Source organism: Bradyrhizobium sp. LeoB3, assembly GCF_055456055.1.
The window spans coordinates 1-342 of the sequence record NZ_JBVBEF010000411.1 but is presented as its reverse complement, the minus strand read 5'-3'; the positions used below and the strand labels follow the sequence as shown (position 1 = coordinate 342).

Genomic DNA, 342 nt, shown 5'->3' with positions numbered 1-342 from the left:
TCAATCTTGTGCTCGCGCAGGAAGCGCCAGACATATTGAACGTCGACGTCGCCCAGCGCCTCCGCCAGCAGGGGGCCGTTCCAGCGCGCAAACCCGGCAGGAGGCGGCTTGTCCAGCAGCGCCAGAATCCGCTTACCGGTCGCCTTCGTGTAGATCGGCTTCTTGCCGGGCCGCGGCTTGTCCTCCAAGCCCGCAAGCCCTTCATCCGCAAAGCGATGCCGCCAATGGCTGACGATCCGCGGCTGCACGCCGACTGTCTTGGCTATCGCACGCGTGCTGCAGCCTTCCGCGGCCAATAGAACAATCCGGGCACGCTTCAGATCACGCTGTAACGTTCGCGGC

Annotated in this window: 1 protein-coding gene; it reads right to left on the bottom strand. The window is 64.6% G+C overall.

The window, feature by feature from the left end; all coding sequences use genetic code 11:
- The coding region (locus tag ACZXDY_RS46545; RefSeq protein ID WP_464350110.1) for a helix-turn-helix domain-containing protein at nt 1–342 on the bottom strand (342 nt) is incomplete at both ends.